The following is a 14105-nucleotide window of genomic DNA, read 5'->3' on the forward strand; positions in this document are numbered from 1 at the left end:
GTCGGGTTACGATTAGTTCAAGCTGCACGGTTTCTCGCCAGACGAAAAGCTTGGCGAGTTTCGCTACGTTGAGATTCAATCGGCGAATCGGGCACCCGGCGGCAACGGGCTCTCGCTGATGATTTCGTCACCTTGGGAGTCAAACTTTCTCGCACCGTAGGGAGTGGTGGGGCGTTGGTACCAACCTTCACTCGGAATGCCGCCGCCGGAGTAACCGTCGACCGGATACTCATTTCCAATCACCGGCGCACTGAGGTAGGGGTCATGGACCGCTCCACTTTCGTAGCCACCATAGGGTGCGCAGGTTTGGCAGTCGCCTGGCATGCCTGAGACATAACCACCATCGACATAACCGCCATAGCCATACCCGCTTCCGACACACTCGTCGCCGCAGGGTACCGGGGAGCAAGCGACCGGTGGTGCGTAAACGGGAGCCGGATTGCGATTGAACAACCCGCAACCACGGCTCGGCGGAGCGCCACAGGTGGACGGCGCGATGCCGGGCGCTGGGGCGAGTGGATTGATCGCGTTACCGACCGCGCCGATCCGGTTGCACAGTCCGCACTGGGCACCGCGACCGAAAAGGAAGTTCCTCATGCCACCGCAACCGGTCGCACTGCTCGTGACTATCACAAGCGTTACTATCGTGAAAGTTCGGATAGACATCAAAGTTTCCTTAACGGGAAAAGCGAACGTAAACGGTCGCCTCCATCGGCCACCAACTAAAAGTAGGACGTAATTCGTGTTGTGCAAACGCAACAACGTTTTTTTTGGGCAACATTTTGATGTTCCGACGCCACGGCATACCTCGACGCCGTTTTTTGGCCGATAGGAAAGTGTCATCAACAGTGCCCCACCTTTTACGACCTTGTTCGATCGCCCTTCCGATTCGATCCCGAGTCAGATCGCTGCCATGAAGCATTTCCCGATTGAATTTTCTATGCATCGCCGCTTCCGCGAGATAGCGACTTCGTGGGTTGCCATGATCTCGATGTTGGTCGTGTTTCAGGGAGCCAACCAATCGCTGCGGGCGGAACCAAACGTTCCCGAAACCGATGCCGAACTGACGATCAATACTTTCTTACCTGCCCCACCGGAGTTTCTTACCGCAACGTCGGTCGCGTGCCCTGCGCCTACCGCATCGCGATGCTCCAACGATGGGGCGATTTCGGCCGTGCCGTCGTCGCTCACCGCAGAGTTGAAATCCGATCGTCTGTGGCTCATCAGCACGCGATCGATCTCAAGCAATGCGTGCCGAATCAACCTGCGCGATCCGAACTTCCGGATCAGTCGTTTAGACCATTGCGGCCGTCAAACGCCCAGCGACTTAAATGAGTACTTGGCGACCATGGACACGACGAGACCAAGGATCATCTATATTCACGGCAACCGCCGAGACGCCTCAGCGGCGATCGCCCAGGGCATCTGGGTCTATCGCGAGATCGCTCGCAACCGGCCGACCGACCAGCCGTTTGATTGGGTGATCTGGAGTTGGCCGAGCGAAGCCGAGTCGATCCTGCTTTCGGACGTCCGCAAGAAAGCTGAGCGAACCGACGCACAGGGATTGTATCTGGCTTGGTTGTTAACCCATCATCACGCCAACGCCCAGCCGACCGGACTGATCGGCTTTAGTTTCGGCGGACGCATCGTTTCGGGTGGTTTGCATGCGTTGGCCGGAGGCGTCGTCGGTCGGCGCACGTTGGACCAACCACCGATTCGCGGGGCCGAGTTCGATGTCGGCATGTTAGCCCCGGCCGTCGATAGCACTTGGCTGAGTTCGTGCGGACATCATCGCTATGCGTCTCAAAACATGAACCGAATGGTTTTGTTGTATAACCATCGCGACTTTGCGTTGAAGTACTTCCGAATGGTTAGCCAAGATCCCCACTCGCAGGCGTTGGGCTACACCGGCCCACGACCGATCGCGCCGCGACACGATGGCACACAGCTTCCGATTCGATCGCGCGATTGCGCCAACACGGTGGGAAACCACCACAGCGAAAAACAGTACTACCAAAACGCTTGCTACGCCGGACGCGAAATGGCGTCACTGATCGAGTCCAGCTTGATAACCAACTAACGTTAACGCGTCGTGCTCATGTAAAAACTGAACATTCGCTCGTCATCGGTGTCGGCTTGGTTGACGGGGAACGCAAAATCAAACGCTAACGGAGCCGGACCTAGCATCGGGATCGCAATTCGGAAACCGAATCCAGGGGCGACCCGAAAGTTGTCGGCATCGATCTCGATGTCTTGTTCGACCGTACCAAAGTCGACAAACGCGACACCTCGAAATGCGTCATCTGCGGTTAAAGGGAACATGTATTCGAGCGAATTGAGCCATTGAAAACGACCGCCGACCTCGATGCCGTTTTGCACGGGGCTGGCCCCTCGGAAATCGAAACCGCGGATCGTGGCGTAACCCCCGGCGAAGAAGTTTTCAAAGATCGGCGTGTCGTCACCGCTAATTCCTAGCTGAGTGCCGAACGAAATGGTTTGCTTCCCGCTGCCGTCGGCTCGCTGGCGAGTCAACCAGTACTTTCGGTATTCGCCTTCGAACCGTCCGTATTCAAAATCACCGAACGCTTGCTCATAGCTCGCTTTGATGTAATGCCCCTCGCTCGGTTGCAACGGGCTATTTCGAGTGTCGTGGATCAACGAGAACAAACCGCTGTACAATGCGTTGTCACCGTTGGCGACGACTTCGTTTAGCGCCGCGACCGCATTGGAAGCCGGATTGGTAATTTCAACGTTCTGTCCACTCAACCCGGCCGATACGGAAAGGTCAGGGGTAATGCGGTAGCCGAAACTCAGGCGACCGCCCATTCGGTTCTCGTCCCAGTCATCGAAACGCCGATCATACAGGAACCCCGACAGCGACATGCTGATCGGAAGATAGCCGAACAAATTCGGATCAGCGAACTGAGCCGTGTATCGTTGGAATTGACTACCAGGGACGGCTTCGATTCGAAACGTTTGCCCGGCACCACGGAATGCGGTGCCACTGAACAGGTCTTGAAACGATGTCGGCCATCGGGTGATATCAAAATTGCGCTCGTCGATCGTGACTTGGCCGGTAACCCCCGCATCGCTATTGACGGCACCACCGAACATGATGCGGCCCGTTCGCGCCGGGTACCCCTGGATGATCAAGTCCGCTTCGCGAACTGCCGGCCCGGTGACGATTGGCGGATAAGGCGCCACGGGTGGATAGACCGTCGTTGGGAATGGATCACCAGCAATGCCTCCGGTGGCACCACCAAAATCAGGTGCGCCGGTTTGCGGGACAACGTTGTATTGCGGTGTCGCGTTGTACTGCGGTGTCGCGTTGTATTGAGGTTGAGCTTGAAAACTCGGTGGAGTGGAAACGCCGCCGTTGTATCCGCCCGGTTGTGGTACCGAGTACGCCGATGGTGGTGTTGTGCCGTACTGGGCATGGACGTTCGGATGCCATGCAAGCGATACGACGAGTACCCATGCCGATGCAATCGCAAGACATCGCGAGTTGGGATGACGAGAAAAGACTCGCTTCATCTGCGGGGCAATTCCATGGCTCGATGAGATGTCGGTCATTGAGGTATCAGTCTCGTTCGGCTGGTCACTTCGCACGTCGACGACATTCGAGGCGAAACGGTAATTGATTCGGATCATCGCAGCATGTCCTCTTTTGGCACAACCTTAATGTCCGGAGTTTCAGCGATCATCGGGTTGGTCTCGAGCAGTTGGCTTCGTTCGATCCGGCGGCGACTCATCTCCAGTGTTCGTCGGTCGATCCAATCGCCCTCGCGCATGTCGACTAAGTTCAGCATCGTGGTTTCTCGCATCAGGTGTGGCTCCCCGTCGATGTTGACCATGATCCGGCCGATCTTCCAGCGATCGCCTTCGGTGATCTCATAGACGATGTCGGCGACGCCGTTTTCGTCCCGCATGATCGTCTTCGGATTCACTTCGGCGTAGATGAAACCGAGTTCTCCATACCCATAAACAAGTTCCCCGACGTCGCGTCGCATGATGGTTCCGTCGAACATGTCACCGGGCTTGAGTTCGAGTCGAGCGCGTAGGGATTCCTCGGTGATGTACTCGTTTCCGACAATCTGCATATCGCCGATCCGAAATCTTGGGCCTTCGTTGACGACGAAGACGACGGTCATCCACTTACCCGACTCGTCGTATTGAATTCTTCGTCCAACATTGGCCGTCAAGAATCCGAGGGAGTGGTAGTAAGCGGACAAATTGTCGACATCTTGGTCGATCTTTTTCATGTCGGCTTTGTTGCCGATGTAGCTAAGGATTCCCGCCATCGGACCGCGGGACGTGATGATTTTTTTCAGACGGGCTTCGCTGACGATCGAACTTCCTTCGATTTGAATATCCGCGATACGTTCCAAGGGGCCTTCGTTGATGCGATAGATGACCGTCCCCGGAGGAGCCATCGATGTGTCGACTTGGACTTGGTCGTCCGAGCGTCCCACGATCGTGGCCGCGATGGCAACTTGATTGAACCCTTCTTCCTGGTAGTAGTCGATCAAGCGACGCCGGCCTGACTCGACTGAAAACTCACTCAGCGGGTCGCCGACGGAAACTCCGGAACGGCCGGCGATCTCACGATCGTTGAGCCCGTAGTTGCCGTGAAAAATAACCTTCGCAACGACGGGGCGTTCATGAACATAGAACGTAATTTGGACGGTCGGAGTCGCGTCCGTGGAGGGTTCGTCGCCGTCTTCGTAGGTTGACGGTCCGCTGACATTCATTGGTTTGACTTCGAACGTCACTTGGTCGAACGAGCCCATATCGTTGAGACGCCGGACGTCAGCGAGTACCGTTTCGGAATCATAGAAACGCCCTTTGCGGGTTTGCAACTCGGTGTAAATATCGGCGGTTGAAACCACATGGTTCCCGACGATTTGAACCGAACCGACGATCGAATCGCCCCGTTCTCGGCGAAATGTCATTCCGGCGTGGGTGTGAATGTGGTCGCGAAACTTGGGTTTGTCCGGCCCCGAGGGAGCTTGGGCACCGCCGCCGCCCATGCCTCCGCCGCCCATTCCACCCATTTGAGCATGAGCGGGCGGGGTCACAGCCGTTGCGATCATCGATACTGCCACGATTATGAGCGTGGCGAGCGAACGAGGCAGCGGGAAAGCAGCAAAAAGAGGCATCGCCGAACAGATCCTGCGGTGGAATTGGACACAATTCAGGACACCTGCAATCGTTTCCTTCGAACACAAAGGTGTTCAGTGGTAACTCATTGAGATCTCCCGACTGCCGTACCTACCAATGCGGGAACCCACACCACAAGTCGAATTTGCCAACGAGGGTCGCGAAAGCGAAAGTTAAGAAGAGCAAGCCAACGCTCAGCCCTTCGGATTGGGTGAGGCCATCGATGGACCGCTTGGCCCGAAAACCACAATGGCCTGTGCCTGCTGCGGCGACTGCTGATCGAATGAGCCGTTTTGGCGTTTGCGGGCTGTTGACTTAGTTCGCATCGTAACCCGAGGCGTGAGTTTTGAAGTTGCGCTTTTGCCTGTGGCATTGGTTTATCGTAACCCGACGCGTAAGCGAGGGATGAGTCAATATTAATTATCCCTCGCTTACGCGTCGGGTTACGATTCAATCACCAGCCCGCTTGTGGCGGTCGCGTTTTTTGTCTGCGATCCAGTCCTTATTCAGCGCTGGCGGCGTAGCGGTGTTGCAACGACTCGACGTCCATCGGGGTGTCCCGGACGGCTTGCATTGCCCGTACGGCCGCTTCGGCGGCGGCCAGCGTCGTGATGCACGGCACGCCGTGTTGCACGCCGGCGGCTCGGATTTTGCCTTCGTCGGTCCGGGCGCCCTTGCCCGATGGCGTGTTGAGGATCAACTGCACGTCGTCGTTCTTGAGGTAGTCGATCAGGTTCGGATGGCCTTCGGCGATCTTCTTCACCCGAGTCACACGGATTCCTTCATCGGAAAGACGCTGCGCCGTTCCCTCGGTGGCGAGCAATTCGAAACCGAGGTCACACAGGGATCGTCCCAGTGGCACGACGTCGTCTTTGTGTCGGGCCGAAAGTGACAAGAAGATCTTCCCCGATTGGGGCAAGACCGTCCCGGCGGCGAGTTGGCTCTTGGCGAACGCGATCGAGAAGATCTCGCTGATCCCCATCACTTCACCGGTGCTTCGCATTTCCGGTCCCAAAACGATGTCGACGCCCGCGAACTTACGGAACGGGAAGACGCTTTCTTTGATCGAAACGTGGCGTGGGATCGGCTCGCTCGTGATTTGAAGTTCTTTGAGCGTTTTGCCGGCCATGACCTTGGTTGCTAACGCCGCAACGGGTACGCCGGTGGCCTTCGCGACGAACGGAACCGTGCGACTGGCCCTTGGATTGACTTCGAGGATGTAAACTTGCGGACCATCGGGTTCGACCTTGACGGCAAACTGAATGTTCATCAGACCGATGACGTTCAAACGGGCGGCGAGTTTCCGCGTCGCGTCACGGATCTCGCTGAGCACCGGTTGAGGCAAACTGAACGAAGGAATGCAACAAGCCGAATCGCCCGAGTGAACTCCGGCTTCTTCGATGTGCTCCATAATGCCCATGATCACGCAATCGTTACCGTCTGAAATCGCGTCGACGTCGACTTCGGTGGCGTCTTCGAGGAAGCGATCGATCAGAACCGGTTGACCGTCGGCGACGATGAACGCCTCAGCCACATATCGTTCGAACTGCGACCGATCGTAACAGATCTCCATCGCACGACCGCCCAACACGAAACTCGGTCGGACCAACGCCGGATAGCCGATCCGCTTGGCTTCGGCGCGGGCTTCTTCCATGTTGCGAGCAATCCCCGCAGGCGGTTGCCGCAAGCCGAGTTCGTTGATCAAACTTTGGAACAGCTCGCGGTCTTCGGCGGTATCGATCGTATCGACGCTCGTTCCGATGATCGGCACGCCGGCCTGTTCCAAGCCGCGGGCCAAGTTCAAAGGTGTTTGGCCACCGAATTGCACGATCAGGCCGTCCGGCTGGATCTCGTCACAGATGTTCAGAACGTCTTCGATCGTAAGCGGTTCAAAGAACAACATGTCCGATGTGTCGTAATCCGTCGACACCGTTTCCGGGTTGCTGTTGACCATGACGCTTTCGATGCCGAGTTCTTGCAACGCGAACGAAGCGTGACAGCAACAGTAATCGAACTCGATACCTTGGCCGATTCGGTTGGGACCGCCGCCGAGGATCATGATGCGTTTTTTGTCGGTCTTCGGCGGGACTTCCGATTCGGTTTCGTAGGTGCTGTAGAAATACGGCGTGACGGCTTCGAATTCGGCCGCACAGGTGTCCACGCTTTTGAACACCGGCGCCACGCCGAGCGATTTGCGATACGCCCGTACCTTCAGTTCGGTGGTCGAAGTCATCGTCGCGATTTGGCGATCGGAGAAACCACGACGTTTGATGTCGAGCATCTTTTCCAAATCGATCGCTTCGAGGCTGCCGAGATCGCGGATTTCGTTTTCGATCTCGACCAGATGTAGCAAGTGTTCGAGGAACCACTCGTCGATGTGCGTCAGGTCGTGAATTTCGGCGACCGACATACCCGATTTCATCGCGTAGCGAATGTAGAACACCCGCTCGCTACCCGGCGTGCTCAGCTTGGCACGGATCTCGTCGCGGTCGGGTTGGTCTTCGGTGCCCCATTTGTCTTTCGGGTCGCTGCCGAAACCGAACGCGCCGACTTCGAGTCCACGCATGGCTTTTTGGAACGATTCTTGGAACGTCCGCCCGATCGCCATCGTTTCGCCGACGCTCTTCATTTGCGTCGTCAAGGTCGCGTCGGCTTCCGGGAATTTCTCGAACGCGAACCGCGGCATCTTGGTCACGACGTAATCGATCGTCGGTTCGAAACACGCTTTGGTTTTTTGAGTGATGTCGTTGGGCAACTCCCACAAGCGATAACCGACGGCGAGTTTGGCGGCGATTTTGGCGATCGGGAATCCTGTCGCTTTGCTAGCTAGCGCACTCGACCGGCTCACCCGCGGGTTCATTTCGATCACGATCATTCGGCCGGTGTCCGGTTCGATCGCGAATTGAATGTTGCTGCCACCGGTTTCCACGCCGATCTCGCGAATGACGGCCAACGAAGCGTCACGCATCCGCTGGTATTCTTTGTCGGTCAACGTTTGAGCAGGGGCGACGGTGATCGAGTCGCCGGTATGGACGCCCATCGCGTCGAAATTCTCGATGCTGCAGATGATCACGACGTTGTCGTCGCAATCTCGCATGACTTCCATTTCGTACTCTTTCCATCCGATGATGGATTCCTCGATCAAGACCTCGGTGACCGGCGATTGATCCAAGCCGTTTTGCACGAGGGCATCGAAGTCGTCTTTATTGTAAGCAATCGCGCTGCCGCTGCCGCCCATCGTGAAGGAAGGCCGCACGACCGCGGGCAACCCGACTTCGGCGAGTGCGGCGCGGGCTTCGGTCAAGTTGGAGACCGTAAAACCTCGACAAACGTCCAAGCCGATCTTTTCCATCGCCTCCTTAAATTGATCACGTTCTTCCGCTTTAGCGATTACCTTCGCGTTTGCGGCGATCATTTCGACGCCATACTTTTCCAAGACGCCGTGCTTGTCCAAGTCCATCGCTACATTCAAGCCGGTTTGACCGCCGAGAGTGGGTAGCAACGCGTCGGGGCGTTCCTTGGCGATGACCTTTTCGACCATTTCCCAAGTCAGCGGCTCGATGTACGTGGCATCCGCCGTCGCGGGGTCGGTCATGATGGTGGCCGGGTTACTGTTGACCAGCACCACCTCGTAGCCCTCTTCGCGGAGGGCCTTGCAGGCTTGAGTGCCCGAATAATCGAATTCACAGGCTTGGCCGATCACGATCGGCCCGCTGCCGATCAACAATATCTTCTTGATGTCGTCGCGACGAGGCACGAGATTTTTCCAGAAACGTATGGGGTCAGGTTAAAATTTTGCAAAGGATAACCGATTTGCTTCCGCCCGTAGAGGACAGGCAAGCGACCCATCGGTCGGCTTTCGCAGAAAAAAAGAGTTACCCGCCATTGGCATTTTCTGAGGGCGGAGAATTGCACGCCGCCAGACACTCATATTTTCTTCGCGAAAAGTTCTCGACTTCACCCTGCCGGGTGGGTAGATTTGAAGCGGACTTGGGAATTTGCGTCGACCAGAAAAAATAAGTCGAGATGAAATCGAAACGAGTTTGATTTCGCGACGCAGATCATCCGCAGGAGGCGATCGCCCAACGTTCATTGATTCAGCAATGACGCCGATCGAGGAGTAGAAAACAGCATTATGCGAAGATTTGGATTTCGAGTCGTCCTGGCGGGACTTTCGCAAGCAAGCGAAGGGTTGGCTCACGCTCTCTATGACGCCGGATGCACCGACACGTCGGTCAGTTCGCAGAGCGGCGTGGTCGCCGTTCAGTTCCAGCGACAATCCGATTCACTTGAAATCGCCATGCTCGAGGCACGTGGCCAAATCGAAGCGGCCGGTTTTGAAATACAGCGAATCGAAATCGACAGTCAACAACTTTCGGCAATCGCCAGTGAAGTCCAAACCATCGCGGTCGGCAATCATTGGCGTTAGCATCGCGTGAACATTAAGTGGTGGCGACTTTCAGTCGCCAAACCCTGAAACGTCGACTGAAAGTCGACGCCACGTTGAGAATCCATCACTTATTGTTCACGCGATGCTTAAGACCATTTCGACCAACATCGCGTGGGCGGTGACCGCTTCATTTTTGGACTCATTCCCCAATCACCGAAACTCTTGGCGAGTTTCGCCACGTCCTCGATCCGACTTTTCGATCGGCGGACCTACTGAAGGTCTCGAAGTTCTTGCGGAGCAAGCAACTTAAGCAGGGCGACCAATTCCTCGGAAGACAGCGATCGCGTCGAACCGTTCGAGTTATTCGAAGTCGTTGATTGTGCGGTCGTGTCCACCGAAGGCACCACGACGGGACGTCGGACGGTCGTCGGAGCCGGTGGAGCCACCTGGTCTTGGGATGCCGAGGGTGCCGCATGTGGCACCGACGGGACGGCCGGAGCGGGAGTCGTCACGGAGGGCCATGTGTTATGATTGGGAGTCGGTGCCGGTGCGTGCCATGAAGCGGCCGGTGCGACGTGGTAGCTCGGTTGGTAGGCGGGTTGAGCGTAACCGTAGCCGGACACTTGGTAGCTGCCACTTGAGTAGCCGCCGGTTTGGTAGCCGCCACTGGAGTAGCCGCCGCTACCGCCACAGGCGAATGCCGACGCGGTGGTCGTAAGGGCCAACATTCCGGTTAACATGGCGATTTGAATCTTCATTTTGGTCTCTCGATTGGTGAGGGGTGAGTGGTGTCTGCCTAGTCAATGCAGACGACGGCTCCCGACCGGACAAATGAATTTAGATTTTTTGCCGAAGCAATCCGATCACTTTTTGTTTGGAAAACGAGATGACCGACGTGGGCTCGCCCGGCTGCTGTCCCGACCCGCCGGACGACCCGATGGTTCATTCTCCCGATCTGCCGTGGACCGGCGCGGCCGAATATTGGCGACGGTTGCCGCCGACCCGAAAGATGTTTTGGCGGACCTATGCGTTGTGGATGGGCGTGTTGGTCGCTTTGCATGGAGGCGGGATCTTGGCGTCGATGATCCAGGCATATTTCATGGTGGGCGGGACGTGGTGGCTCGCACCGATCTACCTTACTCAGGCGGCCTCGGCCGTGACCGTTTGGCAAATCGCGATTTGGTGGCACGGCATGCATCCTCAACGTCCGCCGGTTCGCGATTTGGCGGGCGTTCTCGCGCTGACATTGGGGCCCAAGTGCCTGTATTTGGGTTTCGTTTTTCTGATCGCCGAACCGAACCAAGTTTTCATTGGCTCCAGTTTTTCCCAGGTCGTTTGGGACGCGGTGTCGGTGGGGTTGGTCATCGTCGGATTGCAGTTCATCCGACCACTCTTCGGCATCGATTTCATTCGATCAGGCACGCAATCGATCGTGGACGTTCGCACACAATGGTCTATCAAGGGAATGTTCTGGGTCACAGGGATTGCCGCGTTTTTGTTTGCGGCACTTCGGTTCACCATCACTTCTTGGCAAGACAGCGAAGTGGCGGACTTGATCCCCCCGGTTCCTTGGATGCTTGCGATCACTTCGGTGCATTGGCTGCGTCTGGTCGTCGTGCTAATCGGTGCCGTCTATTTGTCAGTTCTACGATCAATGCGTGTGGGATTGATGGTGGCATTGCTTGCGATCTTGATCGCGGGAGGCCTGTCGATTAGCAGCGACCGAATTTTCTCGCATTGGTGGACCAACAGCGGCATGGCAGCGACTTCGATCATGTTCACGCCGATTTGGCTACACGTTTTACTGAGCGTTGGCATGATGACGGGACATGTTTGGTTCTTCAGGCGATACCTGCAGGCCGGATACTGGATTCAAGTGCATTCGGTGGTTCACGCTAATTCGTATGTTCGTTGTCAAAGTGTAAAGGATCGTTGATTGAGTGGGCCGACGGCGCTAGGGGCGTGTTAATTTAATCGTAACCCGAAGCGTGAGCGAGGGATTCATCGCCATTATATCCTTTGTATGTATCCCTCGCTCACGCTTCGGGTTTCGATGAGTACTAAATCAACAGCCCGCTAGCTGCGGGCCTGACAGTGAACACGCCCTCCGAGGCCCGTGGCTAGCGCCATCGGCTCACAAGAATTGCCGAATCCACTAAATCAACAGACTGGTAAGCCGGGGGCAGACGAAGCGATGTTTTCAATTGTGTTGCTTAACCACGAGGACTCGCTGATTCTCTATCTATTGGGGAATCGCGAGGAATCTCTTGAAAAACTGGACGAACACCTTGTGTATGTGGCGATGGACGAAAGCGGGAGCGTCGGCACTCATTCACCGTCCGTGTTTTTGCGACCATGGACTCGCGATAGCTCCCTTGAGTACAATGGGCCTCCCGCCTTGCCGTCCCGCCTCCCGTCTACCGCGACTGATCGTTGATGTTTTTGTTTAGGTTACTGCGTTGGTTACCGATTGCGAGTTTATGCTTTGCGATTGTGTGTTCAAGCTTAAATGCGGGAGACTTGCCGGACGGTTCGCAGCAATGGCAGCGCGATTACCAATCCGCCATCGTTCCGATCCTGAATCAGTTTTGTGCCGAGTGCCATCGTGGCGAAGACGCTCACGGATTCGATTTAGATCGATTCCAGGACACCGACTCCCTGCATCGTGAGTCGGCGGTTTGGGATGAAGTTGGTAAACGAATCCGACTCAATGAAATGCCGCCCGAGGGAAGTCCAGGACTGAGCGACCCGCAAAAGGCTGCCTTCCACCGTTGGCTTGATTCTCGCCCCGGTCGTGACCTTTGTGCGACGTTGGCGACTGATGAAACGAAGTCTTGGTACCGCGGCTACGTCATGAGTCGACGCCTGACGCGAACGGAGTATCTCAACTGCGTGAGCGATCTGGTCGCGGTTCGGATCGATCCGTCGCTGGAGATTCCTTCCGATGGAGCAGGCGGGGAAGGTTTTGATACGTCCGGAGATTCGTTGTTCACCTCGGCGGTCCATGTCGAACAATACCTCGCCGTCGCGGACTCGGTTATCGGTCAATCGATTGCTCAAGCAAAGCGGACATCTTCGATCGACTTTGACTCGACATCGAGTGAGCCCCATTCGGATCAAGGGTTGGCCACGCAGTTGTTGCACAATGCGATCGCCAAATCCAAAACGACCGAGAATGAACCGGAGCATCGAGGGATAGCGGCGGATGTCGTCAAGACGTTTGCCCGTCGGGCTTGGCGTCGTCCGGTTTCGGATGACGAGGTTGACCGATTGATGACGCTCTTCGACTTGGCCCGCAAGGAACAGGCCTCTTTCGGTGAAGCCGTTGGTAACGCGATGATGGCGCTTCTCGTGTCGCCTCACTTTTTGTTCGTCGTTGAAACCGAAACACCCGATGGCGGTGTGCAGCGACTCACTCCGCATCAACTTGCGACCCGGATGGCCTTGTTCATCTGGTCGTCGCTTCCGGACGAGGAATTGCTCCGCGCGGCCGATGAGAATCGACTCGACTCAAAAGAACAAGTCATCGCTCAGGCTCAACGAATGGTTTCCGATCCGAAGGCGAGGGCTCTTGGTGAAAACTTTGGTTTGCAGTGGCTCGGCCTGACACATTTCTTGCACGCTACGTCGCCGGACAATGATCTCTATCCCCACTATAGTGAACGTTTGGCGGAAGACCTTCGCGAGGAAGCCGTGCGATCGGTTTGGTCCGTGTTTCGCGATGGGCGTTCATTGTTGGAACTGATCGACAGCGACCATGTGCAGATCAACGGCACTTTGGCATCCCATTACGGAATCGAACTGGCTGCGGATGCGGATTGGCAAGAAGTCCCCGTCCCCAATCGTCGACGCGGTGGCGTGATCACACTCGGAGCCGTCTTGTCGGCGGCATCTTATCCGCGCAGGACCAGCCCCGTGCTGAGAGGGCGTTGGGTGCTCGAAGAAATTCTGGGCGGACGTGTTCCTCCGCCGCCGCCGAATGTTCCCCCCTTGGACGAATCCGAGGCCGACCACGCCAGCACGTTGCGAGAACGATTGGAACTTCACCGAAAAAATCCCGACTGCGCCGCTTGTCACAACCGCATGGACCCGCTCGGGTTCGGATTGGAAAATTTCGACGCGATCGGACGCTGGCGAGATCAGGACGGCGAAACTCCGATTGATTCGACGGGAAAATTGCCTTCGGGCGAAACGTTCAACGGACCCGAAGAACTCAAGCGGGTCTTGTTGAATCGTTCAGGAGAGTTTAAACGTCATTTCGTCAAGAAGATGCTCGGATTCGCGTTGGGTCGCGAACTCAATGAATTCGACGACTGTGTCATCAACGACGCCTTGAAGGCGCTCGATGCCAACGATCAGCGAGCTTCGGTCCTCATCGAGACGATTGTGACAAGCTATCCGTTTCAGCACCGATACTTTAAAGCCGCAACAAAAACCAACTAGTGGTCTGTCACAGCTAAACATTAGGGTTCGCTGTAGTGGATCTTGTTAAAGATCCGACCGCTACAGGATCTTTAACAAGATCCACTACCCTAACTTTTAGCTGTGACAGACC

General features: G+C 56.2%; 9 protein-coding genes. 4 read left to right on the top strand and 5 right to left on the bottom strand.

The features are described 5' to 3' along the window. Positions 1-75 precede the first annotated feature (75 nt). Positions 76-666, bottom strand: coding sequence for a hypothetical protein (locus Pla100_RS20955; RefSeq protein WP_231603300.1), 591 nt, complete (start codon positions 664-666; stop codon positions 76-78). Between the two features lie 274 nt (positions 667-940). Here Pla100_RS20955 and Pla100_RS20960 point away from each other — a divergent pair, with 274 nt between their 5' ends. Next, positions 941-2080 (top strand): hypothetical protein, encoded by a 1140-nt coding sequence (locus tag Pla100_RS20960; protein WP_231603301.1) that lies wholly within the window; start codon positions 941-943, stop codon positions 2078-2080. A 2-nt stretch (positions 2081-2082) separates the two neighbouring features. Here the strand turns inward: Pla100_RS20960 and Pla100_RS20965 are convergent, their stop codons facing one another. The 3 genes from Pla100_RS20965 to carB all read right to left on the bottom strand — a co-directional run bounded on the left by Pla100_RS20965 (position 2083) and on the right by carB (position 8917). Further along, positions 2083-3651, bottom strand: coding sequence for a BamA/OMP85 family outer membrane protein (locus Pla100_RS20965; protein ID WP_146579824.1), 1569 nt, complete (start codon positions 3649-3651; stop codon positions 2083-2085). Continuing rightward, positions 3648-5159, bottom strand: a complete 1512-nt coding sequence (locus tag Pla100_RS20970; RefSeq protein WP_146579826.1) for a BamA/OMP85 family outer membrane protein — start codon at positions 5157-5159, stop codon at positions 3648-3650. The genes Pla100_RS20965 and Pla100_RS20970 overlap by 4 nt, the downstream gene beginning before the upstream one ends. 503 nt (positions 5160-5662) lie before the next feature. After that, the gene (gene carB / locus Pla100_RS20975; protein WP_146579827.1) at positions 5663-8917 is read right to left on the bottom strand and encodes a carbamoyl-phosphate synthase large subunit; all 3255 of its coding nucleotides are present in this window, start codon (positions 8915-8917) and stop codon (positions 5663-5665) included. Positions 8918-9295: 378 nt separating this feature from the next. Between carB and Pla100_RS20980 the strand changes: the two genes are divergently transcribed. Next, positions 9296-9589 carry a hypothetical protein gene (locus tag Pla100_RS20980; RefSeq protein WP_146579829.1) on the top strand — a complete coding sequence of 98 codons (294 nt, stop codon included), beginning with the start codon at positions 9296-9298 and terminating at the stop codon, positions 9587-9589. Between the two features lie 230 nt (positions 9590-9819). Here the strand turns inward: Pla100_RS20980 and Pla100_RS20985 are convergent, their stop codons facing one another. Then, positions 9820-10308 (bottom strand): hypothetical protein, encoded by a 489-nt coding sequence (locus tag Pla100_RS20985; protein WP_146579831.1) that lies wholly within the window; start codon positions 10306-10308, stop codon positions 9820-9822. Between the two features lie 128 nt (positions 10309-10436). On the opposite strand from Pla100_RS20985, the gene Pla100_RS20990 reads away from it, so the two are divergent. Together Pla100_RS20990 and Pla100_RS20995 are read left to right on the top strand one after the other, a co-directional pair. Then, positions 10437-11486 carry a hypothetical protein gene (locus tag Pla100_RS20990; protein WP_146579834.1) on the top strand — a complete coding sequence of 350 codons (1050 nt, stop codon included), beginning with the start codon at positions 10437-10439 and terminating at the stop codon, positions 11484-11486. Between the two features lie 584 nt (positions 11487-12070). Next, the gene (locus tag Pla100_RS20995; protein ID WP_231603302.1) at positions 12071-13993 is read left to right on the top strand and encodes a DUF1588 domain-containing protein; all 1923 of its coding nucleotides are present in this window, start codon (positions 12071-12073) and stop codon (positions 13991-13993) included. The last annotated feature ends 112 nt before the right edge of the window (positions 13994-14105 follow it).

The sequence above is a fragment of the Neorhodopirellula pilleata genome (assembly GCF_007859915.1).
Lineage (GTDB): Bacteria > Planctomycetota > Planctomycetia > Pirellulales > Pirellulaceae > Rhodopirellula > Rhodopirellula pilleata.